The organism is Dolichospermum sp. DET69 (genome assembly GCA_017355425.1).
In the GTDB taxonomy this organism is placed as follows: domain Bacteria; phylum Cyanobacteriota; class Cyanobacteriia; order Cyanobacteriales; family Nostocaceae; genus Dolichospermum.
The window spans coordinates 1,184,963-1,202,644 of sequence record CP070233.1 but is presented as its reverse complement, the minus strand read 5'-3'; the positions used below and the strand labels follow the sequence as shown (position 1 = coordinate 1,202,644).

Below are 17,682 nucleotides of genomic sequence, written 5' to 3'. Positions count from 1 at the left end.
CACTTTTTTGCGCTAGACTGATAACGATTCTCATTTTTGTTTGATATGGTCAGTTCATTAACCCAGTCTCAAGACAGCTTGAACCTGCACGAAGACGACAAACTTACACGAATTCGTCACACCAGCGCCCATATCATGGCAATGGCGGTACAAAGACTATTTCCAGGGACTAAGGTAGCAATTGGACCTGTCACAGAAATTGGATTTTACTACGATTTTGATTGTCCAGTCAGCATCACCCCTGATGACTTAGGCAAAATTGAAATCGAAATGCAACGGATAATCAAAGTTAACCTACCTATTATCCGGGAAGAGGTGGAACGAGCCGAAATTCGCGCCGAAATTGCCGAATTAAACGAGCCTTACAAGCTAGAAATCTTAGAACGTATACCCGAATCAGAAATTATCACCCGCTACTTCATTGGTACTCCTGAAACTGGTAATTCAGAAACTTCATTGTTTGTCACAGATATTCAACCAGCGAATAACTATTGGTGGGATTTGTGTGCGGGTCCTCACATTAACTTTACTGGTGAAATTGATCCTCATGCCTTTAAATTATTAAATGTTGCTGGTGCTTATTGGCAAGGTGATGAAACTAAACCTCAGCTACAACGGATTTACGGGACAGCTTGGCAAACAAAAGCAGAATTAGCAGCTTACCTCCAACTAAGAGAAGAAGCCCTCCGTCGAGATCATCGCAAGTTAGGTCAGGAACTTAACTTATTTAGTATTCAAGAAGAAGCCGGTGGTGGTTTAGTATTTTGGCATCCCAATGGCGCAATTATTCGCTACATAATTGAAGATTATTGGCGCGAAGCTCATCTAGAATCTGGTTATCAATTACTGTATACACCTCATATAGCCAATCTCAACCTATGGAAAACATCGGGTCATTTTGACTTTTATCAAGAAAGTATGTTTGACTCGATGGATGTGGAAAATCAGGCTTATCAAATTAAGCCCATGAATTGCCCTTTTCATGTTCTAACTTATAAACATCAACTTCATTCCTATCGAGAATTACCATTAAGATGGGCAGAATTAGGAACAGTTTATCGTTACGAACGATCTGGAGCATTACATGGTTTAATGCGAGTCAGAGGATTTACTCAAGATGATGCTCATATCTTCTGTTTACCTGACCAAATTGCTGATGAGATATTAGGAGTTTTAAATCTCACTGAGCAGATTTTATCAGATTTTGGTTTTAAAGAATATGAGGTCAATCTTTCTACCCGTCCTGATAAATCAGTCGGAACTGATGATGTTTGGGAATTAGCCACAACAGCACTAGAACAAGCTTTAAATACTAAAGGCTGGAATTATGTTGTTGATGCAGGTGGTGGAGCTTTCTATGGACCAAAGATAGACATTAAAATAAAAGATGCTATTGGTCGTTTGTGGCAATGTTCAACTATTCAGGTAGATTTTAATTTGCCAGAAAGGTTTGATATGGAATATATTGCTGCTGATGGTAGTCGGCAAAGACCAATTATGATTCATCGGGCTATTTTTGGTTCTTTGGAACGCTTTTTTGGCATTTTAATTGAGAACTATGCAGGGGATTTTCCCTTGTGGTTAGCACCTGTACAATTGCGGTTGTTACCTGTAAGTGATGACTTTCGAGAATATGCAAAATCAGTAGCAACAGACTTAAAAAAAGCCGGATTTAGGGTAGAAGTAGATAGCAGTGGTGAACGGTTAGGCAAACAAATTCGCATAGCACAATTAGAAAAAATTCCCGTTGTTGCTGTTGTTGGTAAGAAAGAAGTAGAAAGCAAAACTTTGAGTATTAGAAGTAGACAAGCTGGAGATTTAGGAATTCTGACTTTAACTGAACTTGTAGATCATTTACAAGCAGCAAAAGATTAGGATCAAAGAAGTCAGTAATCTTTTAAGAACACTGATTTAAACATTCAACCAATAAAACCACTAGATTTTGATATGAATACCATCACTCTCAATACAACAAATACAATTCCTGAAATTCCCAAACAAGGAATGCCAATTACTATTATTACGGGATTTCTTGGAAGTGGTAAAACTACGCTTTTAAATCAAATTCTTCAGAATAAACAAGATTTAAAAGTCGCTGTTCTCGTCAATGAATTTGGTGATATCAACATTGATAGTCAATTACTAATTTCTGTAGATCAAGATATGGTAGAACTTAGTAATGGCTGTATATGTTGTACAATTAATGATGGTTTAGTTGATGCTGTTTATCGAGTTTTAGAACGAGAAGAACGCATTGATTATCTAGTAATTGAAACCACTGGTGTTGCTGACCCTTTACCAATTATCTTAACTTTTTTTGGCACAGAATTGAGAGATTTAACTAACATAGATTCGATTCTCACAGTGGTAGATGCTGAAGCATTTGACGAAGAACATTTCCAGAGTGAAGCAGCTTTAAAACAGATTACCTATGGGGATATTATTCTCCTCAATAAAACAGACCTTGTTACCCCAGAAAAACTACAAGAAGTAGAAAATTGCATCCATGACGTGAAAGATGGAGCGAAAATTTTACATACTCAATATGGTAAAGTTGCTTTACCTCTAATTTTAGATGTAGGTTTAACACCAAAAGATAAGTACATTGCCATTGATGATGAAGATACTCATAAACATGAACATCATCATGAACATCATCATCATCACTCCGATCATTTAGACAATGATGGGTTTGTTTCCATTTCTTTCCAAAGTGATAAACCATTCGATGTGCATAAGTTTGAGAATTTCCTCACTGAAGAACTGCCAGACAATGTATTTCGAGCTAAGGGTATTTTATGGTTTAGTGATAGTGATTTACGTCATATCTTTCAACTGAGTGGACATCGTTACACATTAAACGCTGACGAATGGTGTGCTGCACCGAAAAATCAGGTAGTTTTTGTTGGCAGAAAACTGGATACTAATGAGATTTACACAAAACTTAACAAATGTTTGTTATAGTTTAAAAGTGTTCATAAATTCTCTTTCTTTAGTTAATAGAAATTCATAGATATTTAACTATTAACTTGTGTTATAACTCATCCTATCAAACTCAAATAATGACTCTATCTATTCGTCCAGAACTAACTTCTGCTGCTGATGTAATTTCATCTTTATCTAATCAGCAACAGCCAACTGTAACAGAAGCAGAAATGATGCAAGCTGTACGGACTTTGCTAATTGGATTAGGAGAAAATCCAGACCGTGAGGGACTAAAAGATACTCCGAAAAGAGTTGTTAAAGCGTTAAAGTTTCTTACAAGTGGATATGATCAATCTATAGATGAACTGCTAAATGGAGCAGTATTTACAGAAAATGCAAATGAAATGGTTTTAGTCAGGGATATTGATCTTTTCAGTTCCTGTGAACACCACATATTACCAATCATTGGCCGCGCTCATATCGCTTATATTCCTAATGGTAAAGTGATAGGATTATCAAAAATTGCCCGCATTTGTGAAATGTATGCTCGACGTTTACAAGTGCAAGAACGGCTGACTTTACAAATTGCTGACGCACTGCAAGGTTTACTCAAACCTCAAGGAGTTGCAGTGGTAATTGAAGCAACTCATATGTGTATGGTGATGAGAGGAGTGCAAAAACCAGGTTCTTGGACTGTTACCAGTGCTATGCGTGGTGTGTTTTCTGAAGACGCACGCACTCGTGGAGAATTTATGAGTTTAATTCGCCACAGTGCTAATTTTAAATAACAGGTCTTGGCTGATGCAAATTTAACAATTTTGCGTAATGTAGAGATAGGATATTTTTTATCTCTACATTATAATGATATTTGAACGCAGATAAACGCAGATAAACGCAGATGAAAAGGGATAATTTATCATGATTGGAAATTTGAAGTTTAATGAGCAAGGGTTAATTCCGGCTATAGCTCAAGATTACCTCGATGGTACTGTTTTAATGATGGCTTGGATGAATGCAGAATCAATTCAAAAAACCCTGGCTACAGGTGAAGTTCATTATTGGAGTCGTTCCCGTTCTCAGTTGTGGCATAAGGGGGCAACATCTGCACATATTCAAAAAGTAAAAGAGCTTTTTTATGATTGTGATGGTGATACAATTCTCATCAAAATTGAGCAAGTTGGTGATATTGCCTGTCATACTGGAGTAAGAAGTTGTTTTTTTAATTCTGTGGAAATTTTACCTCATAAATTATAATTTATATTGATTATGTCTTTACCAATTATTACCGTTGTCGCTGGATTATTTGGATCTGGGAAAACTACCTGGATCTGTCAACAAATTCGAGATATTAAATCTATTGAAAAAGTAATTTATTTTTGTCCAGGAACGGGGAATATTCCCATTGATCAAACTAAAATAGCTACTGATTTTCCTGATCTGAAAATATTTGGTGATGGTCAAGAAATTGAATTTCTCCATCACATTTCCACAGCAGAGAGTGTTTATGTTGAATTAGGTTCTTATCTAGAGTTAAATAGCATATCAAAAATATTAGATCATCTCACTTACCACGCTATAGCAATTATTCCAGCGGAGTTAAAAAACTCTGAATATGATAGTTGGGCAAATGAAATTATCTATGGTTCACCAATTCCAACTATAATGGTAGAAAATTTATGGCGGGTAGAAACTACGGGGCAAGTAATTGATGAAAATAGTTTAGATGAATTTTGGTATGAAATAACTCACGGTGCTTATGGTATTGTTACCCGTGCTAAGGCAATTTTTGATGTTAATGATGGACGTTCTCTTTACTGTGATTTTGTCTCTGGTGTTCCCCAAACAGATTTTTTAGAATTAGACTTACCACGCTATTTAGAAGGTAGACCTCAGCGGTTTAGTGGCATAGAAATAGCCGGAAAAAACTTAAATGAAACCGCTTTAAAAGCAACATTATCAGATTGCTGTTTATCTGAATCATTGATTTTGCAATATCAACAACAAGTACAACAAATTTTATTAGAAGGTCCAGAAGTATGAAAATAGCTGTCATGTCATGTATTCATGGTAATTACGAAGCCTTAGATGCTGTATTATTAGATATTGACAATCAAAAAGCGGAAAAAATTTTTTGTGTTGGTGATTTAGTGGGATATGGACCCCACCCCAATGCTGTAATTAACCAAATTCGCTCCTTAGATATTCCTACCTGCGCTGGTTGTTGGGATGAAGATATTGTGGAAGGATTGAATGCTTGCGATTGTAGTTATCCTTCAATATTGGCAGAAAAAAGAGGACTAAAAGCTCATGAATGGACTAATAAAGAAATTCATCCAGAAAACCGGGAATTTTTAGCTAATTTACCCCATAGTCTCCAATGGCAAAACTTAGCCTTTGTTCACGGTAGTCCCCATAGCAACCATGAATATTTATTACCTGAATTGGATGCTTTTGTAGCTTTAGAAAGGGTACTTTCCACAGGTGCAGACGTGCTATTTTGTGGACATACTCACGTTCCTTATACTCGTAATCTTAATGCTGGTGAGTTACAAGTTCAGGTTAATAATCCAGCAGAATCACGGAAAATTAACTTTTCATCTGCGCTGAAAAATATTGTTAATGTTGGTTCTGTTGGAGAACCTCGACATGGACGACCAAATGCAACTTATGTAATTTATGAAACTGAGACTCAAGGGGTGACTTTGCGGGAAGTTACTTATAATTATCAAAAAACCTGTGCAGCAATTATCGAAAAAGGATTACCAGAAATCTTTGCTTGGCGTTTAGCGCATGGCTTAGAGTATGCTGAACGGGCAGAAGATCCAACTCATGTTTGTACAAGATAACGGGATTAGGAAGAACAATAATAAAACTCTGTATTCCTTTCTTCCTTTGCGCCTTTGCGTGAGATATAAAAATATAGAACCTAAAATTATGTGGGCGATATTGAGTGGAATTGAAGGAAATTTGGCAGCTTATGAAGCTGTGATAGCTGATATTAAGCTGAGAAACCGTTATGTAGAGGCATTGTATATTATCGGTGATTTAGTCGGTCCAAGGCGAGAATGTGAACAGCTAGTGGAAAGGGTGAAATCACCGCGACGGGGTGAATTAGCACCAATGGTTTGTAAGGGATGGTGGGAAGAACAGTGTTTGATTTTACATGGTTTGGGTCCGACTGGAGACGCACCAGAATTACTGGCAAAATATGGTGGTGATACTGTGCAGATGTTGTGGGACTGTGTTTCCCGTCCAACTGTAGAATGGTTGAGAAATTTGGATTTTGGATTTTTTGAATTAGATTGTTTATTAATACACGGTTCGACAATGGGGGTAAATGATGAACTGACCCCCGATACTCCCCCAATTCAAATGTTAGATAGATTGTCACGAATGCAAGCAAATAATCTATTTTGTGGTCGTTCTGGGTTAACTTTTCAGTATCAGTTACAAGCTGGTTCTATTAGCAGTGAAATCACTACTCTTGATCATCAATTGTCTCCACAAACTGTCACTATTAACCCTCGTCAAGTGATTGGTGTGGGAAATGTGGGACGGACTCTAGGAAAAGCAACTTATACTCTCTACAATCCTGGGACAAATCAGGTGCAGTTTAAAAATGTGTATTACGGACAAGCTAAGGGTTTTCAAAAGCAGCCGATTTGTAACTAAGGTCTAGAAAGACCTAATACTCGCCATTTTTCTCGACTGAGAAAAAAACCAACACCATTACTATTAGTACAAGTCAAACCTGTTTTTTGGGAAACACATTTAAAACCACCATTGTTCCAAGTCCGTCCATAAGCCAAAACGGTTTTATTTTTATTAGCAATAGTATCACTAATACACAAAATTTCTGGTCTAGCGTCAGCAGGTAATAAAAAACCCCTTCCCCAATCAAACCCGCAATATCCAGGATAGGGTTCTGGAGGTTTAGGTTTTAGTGAAGTATTGATTTCACACCTTAAACTATTTATTTCTCCTGGAATTAGCTCACAGAAAATATTACCACTGGGGGACTGAAAACCTTTTGGGGCGGCAATACTTACCTGTGGTAATATAGTGACGATGCTTGTAATTACAAAGATAATTGGTTTCAACAATTGTTTATACATAATTTAATAATGTTCGCAACGATAATTAAAAGTATATTTCCAGGATAATTGATTTACGCCTCTAGATACCTGTGCTTTGACCTTACTTTTTAAATATGCAAAGTAGTACACAACAGCGTAAATCAACTACCTATAAAGCAGTAAACAAGCTTGATTAATCAGCTTCTTGACCGAAATGACGGGACACAAGCCCCGTCCTTCTAGGACGGCTTTTCTTGATTCTTAATATACTCTTTTAATATTTCTAGTGGCGCACCACCGACTGAAGTGGCAAAATAGCTGGGACTCCATAGAGATTCTTTGTGGGGTTTTTTATATCCCACATTCCGCACCCTTGACTGTCACAAACGGTGATTACGGAGGTAAATTGATGAAGAAGGAGTAAAAGAATACATTGATATATAAAAAAACAAATTTTAGATAGGAAAATTGATTCAGATGTATTCTCAATAAGAAGCAATAAAGAATAAGGGTGGTTTCTGGCAAAAAATATAATATAATTTTATTGTTAGTCTATCAAGACTTAATCATAACTTATATCCTTCTAGAAATAAACTTAAAAATAGCATTAAAACTTAAACTCATTAATAAAATTAATGAGTCAAATTGTATAATTAAACTATTAATAATGTTGATAAATCAACTTATATATCTGTAGTAATTACGGCAAGCTTCTGGGAGAAATAGAAGAATGTACTTCATTTCAGATGTTAAGTTATAAAAGTCTGTTTTTTGTTGAAAAGTAACAAGATGAACTGATTGAAAACATTGAAATATCCACCGCATTGTTGGATTGTTGATGGCTTTGCCCAATTGATTTTTTACAGTATAGTTTAAGGATTTTAAAGCAGCCCTAATTTCTCTTTGTGCTAGAGTATAAACTAGCAGACATAACCCCATTATCATTGCTAATGCCTCTATTCTTTCTGGGCTTTTCAGGAAAATACTATCTGCTAAAAATAAAGGATTTTTGAGAAAACTAAATCCTCGTTCACAGGATTGCTGTGCTTTATATTCAGACAGCATTTTCTCTTTACTCAGTTCTTTTTCTGATAAAACATTTGTGGCAATTATAAACCTTCCTGCACTTAATACTTCTTGGTCAATAGCATCTTTATTTTCAGCAACTGTTGCTAAGATTTGATAGTATTTTGATTGATTTTCTTCTTTGATGTTAGGACTTTTTTCGATAACTTCGATATTTTCTACTTGATGATATTTAAATTCTTTACTTATTTTGATTAATTCTTTTCTAGCATCAGCAGCACAAGCAAATTTTTCTTGCGATAGGTTTTTTAACTTAGTTTGAGTATTAGTCAAAGCTTTTTCTATTTTCTTTGATAATTTCTTTAAGTCAGATTTTTTTCTATCTTGACTTTGCACAACTAACCATCTTTGTTCTATATCTCCATAAGTTATTTTCTTTTCGGCATAAGAATATCCTACTTTTTCACTTTTAACAAATTCCGATTCTGCTAAACTCATCACTAAGTTTTTTGCTGATTTTATCGTTAAGGGTACTCTGGTTAACCATTTGAGACTCGACATTAACTTGATATTTGATTCTGTATATAATGCGCTATCTGCTACTATCAAACTATCAACTTGTATTCTTTTCTGATATTCAACTGCGATTTCTCCAAATTTTTTAGAATCAACTTCATTCCCTGATACTGCTTTTATATATATTGGTATATCTCCATCTCCTGAACATACTAATTGTGTAATAAATTGTTTTAAATCTGGACGATGATCTCTTGAATAACCATAGGTCAGCTTTATCGCTTGAGGTGATTGACTCTCTTCATTTTCTTTTTCCAATGAACCTGATTCTTTTTGATTTTTAAATATTACTGATGGTAAACTATTTTCATATTCTCCATCTACATGAAATGATGTCGAATCCAAGTGTGATGATGAAAGTGATATCTGATATATTTTTACCGCATTTAAACTGACTGCTAAAAATGTTGTATCTAGTCCTTTTATAAATAATTTATCTAATACTCTTCCCAGCTTATCATCGTTGAAATATTCTGGTTTTGCTCCTGCACCAATTAAGTGTTCACAAGCGATTAATTCAAAGAATTTTGGGAACATATATAAAGGCTGTGACATCATGCTTAATCCATTTAAAATCATCGCCTTTACTACCTGACCCGCACTGACTTTTTCTTCTGGTTCTGACCCTAGTAAATTATTAATTATTTCTACTATCCCAATTGAATCTACTATTCCTGCTACTATTCCTAAATGGTCAATCTTCTTCAATTCAAGGTCTTTTATATTCAACATGACAACAGAAACTCCACAAAAGTATCTGTTTTGTATTTTCTCATTTTTCTGTTGAGTCAACACATTTTTTTAGTTTTTTCATTGTCATTGAGGATAAACCTTTCAATGATTTTAAACTAAGTTTTCTATCAAAATAACCTAAGAACCAATAATTTCGTACTTAGTCGTGAATATTTAACTGTATCTCTAACTTAATAGTAATAATTCCTATTTAGCTTTAACAAATCCTCTCAACATTTAGTTCTTATGTACTAAATACATCCGTTTGCTTGGGGTGTGACAGTTGTGGGTGCGGAATGTGGGTTATATCCGGCTTGTCCATATCTGCGGCTAGATACGCCTTTTAGAGCATTTACTATTTGAGAAACAGATAATTTAGGAGGATATTCAATCAGTGCATGAACGTGATTTCCTTCACCGTTGAACTCAAGCACTTTAAAATTCATTTTTTCAGCCACCTCACGAAATGTTTTTTCAATTAAATCAAGACTTTCACCAGTAAACACAGCCCGACGATATTTCGTAACGCAAACCAAATGAATCTTTAAGTCTGTAACGCTGTGTCTTTCTCTTCTGAGGGGACTTGCCATTTTGTGCAGACCAATATATAATTAATTTACAGCCCAATTATAGCATTAACCATGAAAGCCAGATATCAACTCCGTTTCTACCCTACAGACCAACAGCAAAAGCTTTTAGCTCAATTGTTTGGTTGTGTTCGCGTGGTTTGGAATGATGCGCTGGCTATGTGTAAACAAGCAGAAAAACTACCAAGTAACAACGACTTGCAAAAGTTGGTTATTACTCAAGCAAAAAAAACTATTGAGCGGCAATGGTTGTCTGATGTTTCTAATATTCCTTTGCAACAATCGGTTGCAGATTTGGGAGTTGCCTATAAAAACTTTTTTGATTCTCTAAAAGGGAAACGCAAAGGTAAAAAATTAGGTCGTCCTAAGTTCAAAAAGAAGACTAATCAGCAGTCAGCACGATTTAGAATCGGTGGGTTTTCAATCAAAGGGGATGAGGTTTATCTAGCCAAAATTGGTAACGTTAGCCCGATTTGGTCAAGAGATTTACCCTCCGCTCCTAGCTCTGTAACAGTAATAAAGGATTGTGCTAGCCGTTATTTTCTCAGTTTTGTAGTAGAAGTTGAACCCGTTAATATTGATGCTAAAAACCAAAGTATCGGTATTGATTTGGGGATAAAAACTTTTGCTGTCATGAGCAATGGAGAAAAAGCCCAAAGCCCCGATTACTCAAAATTAGACAGGAAGATTCGCAAACTTCAGAAGAAATTAGCACGGCAACCAAAAGACTCACAACGAAGAAATAAAACCCGAATTCAAATTGCAAAACTACATAACGAAATAGCTGATACCAGAAAAGACTTTTTGCACAAATTATCCTCCAAAATAGTTAGCGAAAATGAAGTTATCGTTTTAGAAGATTTGAGTGTATCGGGCATGGTTAAAAATCGCAAACTTGCTAGGGCGATTAGTCTTCAGGGATGGAGAGAGTTTCGGACGTTATGTGAAGCTAAATCACAGAAGTTTGGCAGGACATTTCACGTCATTAGTAGATGGGAACCGACCAGCCAAATTTGCTCTGAATGTGGCTACAAATGGGGGAAACTTGATCTAAAAATTCGGTCGGTTAAGTGCCTGAATTGTGGGACTGAACACGACCGAGACGAGAACGCCGCAAAAAATATAAATAAAGTCGGGATAGGGCATTGCCACGACTCTAAACGGGCGCTCCAGACAGAGTAAGACTAGCAACGGTTAGCGTCAGTCAGTGAAGCGTCAAGAATCACCGCACCTTCAGGTCGGTGAGTATGTCAATAGGAGATACTTTCATCATTCCCAGGTGGAAGAGAGCAGCAATTAACATCATTCAAACAAACTTTACCCCACTGTAAAGCCCAACGCACCAAAGCCACACGGTTATCAGTTTTTGTCTTGCTGAGAATGTTACTGATATGGTTATCAACTGTGCGTTTACTAATTTCCAGTTTCGCTGCAATTTCTTGGTTAGTTAAGCCGGTGGCCACTAAGTCGATAATTTGCAGTTCTCTGTCTGACAGACTAACACGGATCCCAGACTCACTAGTAGCCATGACTTACTATTCCTCCCTTGGTATATGTACTCAAATATTATTCTCCATTCTAGAAGATTCTTTCCGAGGTAGATAGTTTTAAATGTTGCTAATAATACTAATGTCAAGATTTTCTTTTGATTTTAGGTTTGTAGTCATCACCGCTACAGATCAAAGGTATTTATTCTAACTAAGATGAGTAAAAAGGCTCTTGCTGAATGAGGGACATTTTTTTGATCATCAAAAATATATCTAGCTTAGTGTCAAACTAAATTTAGATTATGCCCCATCGAAAATCAAAAATGAAATGAGTAATCCCTCTGTTTTATGTCTTGGTGAAGTCTTGTTTGACTGTTTAGCTGATCAATTGGGACTTAAGCTAGAAGAAGTGCAATCATGGACTCCCTACCCCGGAGGAGCGCCCGCTAATGTGGCTTGTGCTTTGGTGAAGTTGGGAACATCAGCCGGATTTATGGGAGCAGTAGGCGAGGATGAACCAGGAAATACATTGGTAACATTATTAAAAGATGTTGGTGTAGATACAACGGGTGTGCAACGTGATTCGACAGCACCAACTAGACAAGTATATGTAGTCAGGGATTTAGCGGGCGATCGCACTTTTGCAGGTTTTGGTAAATATGATACTTCAGAATTTGCTGATACCCGTCTTCAAGCGACAAAGTTACCTATCGCGCTTTTTGATGAAGCCGATTTTTTGGTGGTAGGAACTTTAGAACTAGCTTATCCTGAAAGTGAAAAAGCAGTTTTGCGAGCTTTAGAGTTAGCAGAACAATATGACCTAAAAATTATTCTGGATGTCAATTGGCGACCAGTATTTTGGCAAGATGAAAACACAGCCAAGACCAAAATTCTCTCATTGTTAAAACGATTTGATTTTCTCAAACTGACCAAAGAAGAAGCACAATGGTTATTTAATACAACAGACCCAGGAGCAATTACTTATAGACTTAATTCTTTAGAAGGGGTTTTGGTGACAGATGGTGAACATGGTTGTGCCTATTGTTTAGGTGAAAACGAAGGGAAAATTCCCGCTTTCCCGATGTCTGTTGTGGATACAACCGGTGCAGGAGATGGTTTCTTAGCTGGGTTTATCCATCAATTGCAACAAGCTGGGATTCACAGTCTCAAAGATGCAGCCACAGCTAAAAGGATTGTTACCTATGCCAGTGCTGTGGGGGCATTAACTACTATTAAACCAGGGGCGATCGCATCTCAACCCACTGCGGCTGAAGTTGACGCTTTTCTCAGTTCTCATCAATTTTAAGTAGTAGTATATTCAGCAGGGATATCAGCTAAAATCAGTTGATATTCCTGACTGGAAAATTAATAATAATTAAACGCAGATAAGGACGGATAAATTAATGGATTTGATGACTTTGTGCGGTCTTGCAGAAAATTGGGATTAATTTTCTGAAGTAGGGACAATTCATGAATTGTCTCTACATTTTTTCTCTGGGTTGATTAAATTTTCAATTCCGCTAAACCTAAATAACGAATACCTATTGGAGATATATCAAAGCGACATGGGAGGACTTCTAAGCCTAGTTGAATTGCTTCCCGTAATAACTGACCATATAGAGGATCTGTAATATCTCCAGGTGCAAATTCTAAACAATCACCTCGGTTAATAAAATACAGCATTACTGAGCGACTTTGGGGTAACACTTCCATTAATTCCCGTAAATGCTTTTGTCCTCTGGTGGTTTCTGTGTCGGGAAATAAGGCTAAACTTCCATTTGACCAAGTTGTATTTTTTACCTCTAAGTAAATTGGTCGTAGTTCAGCACTACCTGTCAAATAAAAATCTACTCGGCTTTTGCGATCTTTTCCATAAACCACTTCACCCTTAACCTGTTCATATTCTCCCAATTCTGGGAATAAATGCTGCTGTAAGGCTAATTTGATGACTCGATTAGGTAAAGCCGTGTTTACACCTACCCAAGTCGTTGCTAGATCATTAACTTGAATTAATTCTAAGGTATAAGCTAATTTGCGTTGAGGATTATCACTTTTAGAAATTTGGACAGCGCTACCAATAGTAGAAACTCCTGTCATGGGACCTGTATTCGGACAATGTGCTGTTACTACCTCTCCAGAGTCTAGTTGAACATCAGCAAAAAACCGCTTGTAGCGTTTGAGTAAAATCCCAGGATATAGTGTTGGGTAGTTATAGAGCCAATTGAGCATTAGTTATAAATAGGTAGAGCATTTCTTCATAGTAACTTAAGATTATTCCCCAGCTAGTTTTCTAGTTTTGAATAGGAATATTCAGATCCCCGACTTCTTGAAGAAGTCGGGGATCTTGTTGTTAAAACATGATTTATAATTGCTATATACTTAAAATGATAAATAATTAATTTTTTCCAATTAATAGTATGAATGACGAATTTTATCATCGCGGATTAGAAAAAGCCCAACAAAAAGATTATACAGGTGCGATCGCCGAATTTACCGCTGCTATCGGGCAAAATCCTGATTTTAGTCAGGCATATATCCAACGGGGTTTAGCATATTATGATTCTGGGGACATTCTGCAATCAGTTTATGATTATACTGAAGCTATCAAATTAGATGAATCTAGGGGAGAGGCTTTTTATTGTCGCGCTTTAGCTAGATTAACATTAAAAAATTTTCCTGGTGCTTTAGATGATGTAGAAAGGGCAATTTGTCTTAATTCTGATGATGCTGCTGCTTATGATTTACGAGGGATAGTGCGACGAAAACAAGGATATATTCCAGATGCAATGGCAAATTTTAAAAAGGCAGCCGAATTATATCTAGCACAAAAAGATCAGGAAAAATGTCAAAGCTGTTTGCAGAAGATTAAACAGCTACAACCCTTAGAAAAACCAATAGAACCACAAATTAAATCTGCACCTATATCTCCTCTTTCTACTAATCAATATTTTCAGCAATTATTAACAAAAGCAGAACAGGGAGACACTAGAGCAGCCATTGCTGATTTAAATTGGGTATTAAAAGCTGATCCCAATGATGCTCAAGCCTATTGTTGTCGCGGTATAGTGCAATGTAAAATTGGTAATTATCGAGAAGCTATAGCGGATTTTAATCAAGCACTACAACTAAATTTTCAAGATGTCCTTGTTTATCGCAATCGGGGAAAAGCTCGTTCCCAAATTGGTGATTATCAAGGTGCATTATCCGATTTAAACCAAGCATTAAAAATACAGCCTGAAGATCCTTTAGTTTATGTTGGTAGAGGTAATATTTATCGAGAAATGGGTAATTATTTGGATGCAATTCAAGATTATAGTCAAGCACTGCAAATAAATCCTGATTATCCTCCAGCTTACTATAATCGTGGTCTTACCTATACATTGTTAGAAGAAATGCAAAATGCTATATCTGATTATCAAAAAGCAGCTAGTATTTATTGTGAACAAGAAGACTGGGAAAATTACCAACAGATATTAAATAGGTTACAAAAAATCCAAACATCCCCTTCTGAAACCAAAAATCAGAAATATGAAATTATCCGTCAGCGGCTTTTGCGGTTAGTAGGGGGACAGTGGGAAATAGCAGAACGTTTAATTCAGCAACAAGAATATAATTATCCGGGAATGTCAGATGATTGGTATTTGCAAAGAGTAATTGATCAGTTAGAGAGAGATAGTCTCTAAAAAACATAATACCCAGATACCTGGCTTCTTAAAGAAGTCCGGTATCTATAGGAATCATAAATGATATTTGAAAAATTTTAAGTAGGGTGGGCATTTCCCACCAAAACCCTTACAGCACTTCCCGGTGTTATGAGGTACACATCTAGCGGTTAAGATGCCTATACCACAAGAGTTTCATTATTTAAGCTTGTACCTCATAACAGCGAAATGCGCTGTATCCGGTGGGCATTTCCCACCCTACGTATATTTCAAAAATCAAATATTAGTTCTATATATTTTTACATTAATTTAGTTAATTTGCATACAATTCTTAGTTTGAAAACAAAGTATAGATAAAGATTTTGTGAAAACTCATCCTTGAGTATGGCAGGTTATGATAATTTCTCGTACCATTTGTTTTTGTGAATGTAAATCATTAATTCCATCAAAGGAAGTAAAAATGACTGAAAAAGATATCAAATAAAATTCACCAAATCAATCTATTTTGGATAAAAGTTGGTTTTTCTATGATCTAAATTTTGAATTAAAGCCACCAACTTTTTTAGATTTAGGATTTTTAATCTAATATCTGCTGATAAGGCTAGATTTTATATACCAAGGATTAATATGTATCAAACAATTCCCAATACATTATTCCCACAAAAGTTTGTTTGCAATCATTTAATTATTCCACCGAAAACCTTTATCCACTTTCCCAAGTCAGAGATTGAACAGTCAATCCCTAGCCGATTTGAAAAACAAGTTAAGAAATATCCTCATGCTATTGCTATCAAAACCCAGAATCAAATCCTTACCTATACACAACTAAATAACAATGCTAATCGGTTAGCAAATGTCATTCTTTCCCAAGGAGAAAACAAACTAGAAGTAATAGTGTTATTACTAGAAAAAGGTGCAGATTTCATTACTAGTATTTTAGGAGTATTGAAAACAGGGAAAATTTTTGTTCCTTTAGATCCCACATTTCCCATTGAGAGACTTGCTTATATTATTGAAGATTCTCAAGCCGTTGCATTTATTACCAATAATCTGAATTTAGACTTGGCTAAAAAACTAGCGGAAGCTGCTACTAATAATTGTCAGTTATTTAATATAGACAATATTGATAGCCATAATTCCGGCAAAAATCCCATTATTACTATATCACCAGAAACACCAGCTTATATTATTTACACCAGTGGCTCAACGGGTAAACCTAAAGGAGTAGTACAGAATCATCGTAACTCCCTGCATTACTGTATGAATGATACAAAAACTTTATTAATTAGCCATCAAGATCGTGTAGTGTTTCTCTATTCCTGTAGTGCTTTGGGGGGAATATTATGTATTTTCTACACCTTGCTTAATGGTGCTAGTCTCTATTCATTTGATGTCAAAGAACAGGGATTAACTAATTTAGTTAATTGGCTAATTGATTCTGAAATTACAATTTATCATTCCTTTACAACCCTATTTCGCCATTTTGTAGATACCCTCACAGGTGCAGAACAGTTTCCCAAAATTCGCCTAGTTAAATTAGGTGGTGAAGCAACCTTAATGAGAGATGTTGAAAACTACAAAAAATATTTTGCTCCTGATTGTCTTTTATATGCCAGTTTAGGGGCAACAGAAGCTGGAACTTTTCGCAATTTTATAGTTGATAAAAATACGAAAATCGAAAATAGTACCGTACCTATTGGCTATCCAGTGGAAGATATGGAAATTGTGCTATTGGATGAAGTTGGGGTAGAAGTTGAAAATGGTAAAATTGGAGAAATTGCCCTTAAAAGTGAATATTTAGCTCTCGGTTATTGGCAAAAACCAGAACTAACACAAACTGTATTTTTACCAGATATTGAAAATAGCAAAAAAAGAATTTACCGCACAGGTGATTTAGGCTATATTCAACCAGATGGTTGTTTAGTTCATCAAGGGAGAAAAGACTTTCAGGTAAAAATTTGCGGCTTTCGCATTGAAGTTGCAGAAATTGAGATGGAACTGCTGAAAATCCACAATATTAAAGAAGCAGTGGTCATAGCTACAGACGATACTCCAGAAAATAAACGTCTTATCGCTTATCTTGTTCTCAAGCAAAACCCAGCACCTACCACTAAAGAAATACGCACATATTTACAGAATAAACTACCTGAATATATGCTCCCTAGTGCTTTTATTTTTTTAGATGCTTTGCCATTAACACCCAATGGTAAATTAGATAGAAAGGGACTACCAGCATTTAATTTAATCAAACCAGAAATAACTAAAAGTTTTGTTAATTACCAGAACCATATAGAACACCAGTTAATTCAAATTTGGGAAAATTTATTAGGTGTGCAACCTATTGGTATTAAAGATGATTTTTTTGAATTAGGAGGAAATTCTTTATTAGCAGTGCGGTTATTTGCAGAGATAGAACGAAAATTTGCCAAAAAACTCCCTCTAGCTGCTTTGTTTCCATCATCTACAGTGGCAGCCATGTCCCAAATTATCCACCAAGAACCAGTTTTAGTAAATACCCCCAATTGGTCATCTTTAGTAGAAATTCAACCTCAAGGGGGTAGGAACAGCTTGATAATTTCTCCCCATAACTATCCATATATTACTGTTTGTC

The 17,682-nt window shown here is 35.9% G+C and carries 15 protein-coding genes and 2 pseudogenes; 11 read left to right on the top strand and 6 right to left on the bottom strand.

The window, feature by feature from the left end:
* Positions 1–45 precede the first annotated feature (45 nt).
* From EZY12_05915 to EZY12_05885, 7 genes are all read left to right on the top strand, one after another.
* The gene (locus EZY12_05915) at positions 46–1,875 is read left to right on the top strand and encodes a threonine--tRNA ligase (GenBank protein ID QSX69182.1); all 1,830 of its coding nucleotides are present in this window, start codon (positions 46–48) and stop codon (positions 1,873–1,875) included.
* 72 nt (positions 1,876–1,947) lie between these two features.
* Positions 1,948–2,964 (top strand): GTP-binding protein, encoded by a 1,017-nt coding sequence (locus EZY12_05910; GenBank protein QSX69181.1) that lies wholly within the window; start codon positions 1,948–1,950, stop codon positions 2,962–2,964.
* A gap of 98 nt (positions 2,965–3,062) precedes the next feature.
* Positions 3,063–3,713: a GTP cyclohydrolase I FolE gene (folE, locus tag EZY12_05905; GenBank protein QSX69180.1), complete on the top strand. Its 651-nt coding sequence runs from the start codon at positions 3,063–3,065 to the stop codon at positions 3,711–3,713.
* A gap of 130 nt (positions 3,714–3,843) precedes the next feature.
* Positions 3,844–4,179 carry a phosphoribosyl-AMP cyclohydrolase gene (gene hisI / locus EZY12_05900; GenBank protein QSX69179.1) on the top strand — a complete coding sequence of 112 codons (336 nt, stop codon included), beginning with the start codon at positions 3,844–3,846 and terminating at the stop codon, positions 4,177–4,179.
* A 12-nt stretch (positions 4,180–4,191) separates the two neighbouring features.
* The gene (locus tag EZY12_05895) at positions 4,192–4,965 is read left to right on the top strand and encodes a GTP-binding protein (GenBank protein QSX69178.1); all 774 of its coding nucleotides are present in this window, start codon (positions 4,192–4,194) and stop codon (positions 4,963–4,965) included.
* Positions 4,962–5,771 (top strand): metallophosphoesterase family protein, encoded by an 810-nt coding sequence (locus tag EZY12_05890; GenBank protein ID QSX69177.1) that lies wholly within the window; start codon positions 4,962–4,964, stop codon positions 5,769–5,771. The genes EZY12_05895 and EZY12_05890 overlap by 4 nt, the downstream gene beginning before the upstream one ends.
* 88 nt (positions 5,772–5,859) lie before the next feature.
* Positions 5,860–6,597 carry a metallophosphatase gene (locus EZY12_05885; protein ID QSX69176.1) on the top strand — a complete coding sequence of 246 codons (738 nt, stop codon included), beginning with the start codon at positions 5,860–5,862 and terminating at the stop codon, positions 6,595–6,597.
* On the opposite strand, the gene EZY12_05880 is transcribed toward EZY12_05885, so the two are convergent.
* From EZY12_05880 to tnpA, 4 genes and pseudogenes are all read right to left on the bottom strand, one after another.
* A complete protein-coding gene (locus EZY12_05880) occupies positions 6,594–7,040 on the bottom strand; it encodes a hypothetical protein (GenBank protein ID QSX69175.1) in 447 nt (148 codons plus the stop codon). The genes EZY12_05885 and EZY12_05880 overlap by 4 nt on opposite strands.
* Before the next feature lie 200 nt (positions 7,041–7,240).
* Positions 7,241–7,351 (bottom strand): annotated as a pseudogene (locus tag EZY12_05875) (transposase).
* Positions 7,352–7,679: 328 nt separating this feature from the next.
* Positions 7,680–9,335, bottom strand: coding sequence for an IS1634 family transposase (locus tag EZY12_05870; protein QSX70535.1), 1,656 nt, complete (start codon positions 9,333–9,335; stop codon positions 7,680–7,682).
* A gap of 251 nt (positions 9,336–9,586) precedes the next feature.
* Complete coding sequence (gene tnpA / locus EZY12_05865; GenBank protein QSX69174.1) at positions 9,587–9,925, bottom strand: IS200/IS605 family transposase; 339 nt, start codon at positions 9,923–9,925, stop codon at positions 9,587–9,589.
* Between the two features lie 51 nt (positions 9,926–9,976).
* Here tnpA and EZY12_05860 point away from each other — a divergent pair, with 51 nt between their 5' ends.
* Positions 9,977–11,104, top strand: a complete 1,128-nt coding sequence (locus EZY12_05860) for a transposase (GenBank protein QSX69173.1) — start codon at positions 9,977–9,979, stop codon at positions 11,102–11,104.
* 68 nt (positions 11,105–11,172) lie between these two features.
* Here the strand turns inward: EZY12_05860 and EZY12_05855 are convergent, their stop codons facing one another.
* Entirely contained in the window at positions 11,173–11,451 is a 279-nt protein-coding gene (locus EZY12_05855) for a response regulator transcription factor (GenBank protein ID QSX69172.1), read from the bottom strand.
* Positions 11,452–11,737: 286 nt separating this feature from the next.
* On the opposite strand from EZY12_05855, the gene EZY12_05850 reads away from it, so the two are divergent.
* A complete protein-coding gene (locus EZY12_05850; GenBank protein QSX69171.1) occupies positions 11,738–12,715 on the top strand; it encodes a carbohydrate kinase in 978 nt (325 codons plus the stop codon).
* Between the two features lie 197 nt (positions 12,716–12,912).
* Here the strand turns inward: EZY12_05850 and sfsA are convergent, their stop codons facing one another.
* Positions 12,913–13,638 (bottom strand): DNA/RNA nuclease SfsA, encoded by a 726-nt coding sequence (gene sfsA, locus EZY12_05845; protein QSX69170.1) that lies wholly within the window; start codon positions 13,636–13,638, stop codon positions 12,913–12,915.
* 188 nt (positions 13,639–13,826) lie between these two features.
* Here sfsA and EZY12_05840 point away from each other — a divergent pair, with 188 nt between their 5' ends.
* Positions 13,827–15,092, top strand: coding sequence for a tetratricopeptide repeat protein (locus EZY12_05840; protein QSX69169.1), 1,266 nt, complete (start codon positions 13,827–13,829; stop codon positions 15,090–15,092).
* Positions 15,093–15,698: 606 nt separating this feature from the next.
* Positions 15,699–17,633, top strand: a pseudogene (locus EZY12_05835) (AMP-binding protein).
* The last annotated feature ends 49 nt before the right edge of the window (positions 17,634–17,682 follow it).